General features: G+C 43.0%; 1 tRNA gene. It reads right to left on the bottom strand.

The features are described from left to right. Positions 1 to 136: 136 nt before the first annotated feature. Positions 137 to 208, bottom strand: a tRNA-Glu gene (locus tag H7U37_RS15480). Positions 209 to 223 lie beyond the last annotated feature (15 nt).

The following is a 223-nucleotide window of genomic DNA, read 5'->3' as shown; positions in this document are numbered from 1 at the left end:
AGAAACTTTCATCTGTTTTCTTCTCCTTACCGTTCTTTTCAACAGTAAGATATTATATTCTATTGTCTCAGCTTTGTCAAGAAGAACTTTCTATTAAAGTTCTCTTTCCTTTCTTTCTCTTTCCAGAGAAAGAAAGTGACCCGTACGGGAATCGAACCCATGTTTGCGGCGTGAGAGGCCGCCGTCTTAACCGCTTGACCAACGGGCCATTGGTGCGCCTTCA

The sequence above is a fragment of the Pseudoflavonifractor phocaeensis genome, assembly GCF_016901735.1.
In the GTDB taxonomy this organism is placed as follows: Bacteria; Bacillota; Clostridia; order Oscillospirales; family Oscillospiraceae; genus Pseudoflavonifractor_A.
This window is presented reverse-complemented; position numbering and strand designations above follow the sequence as displayed.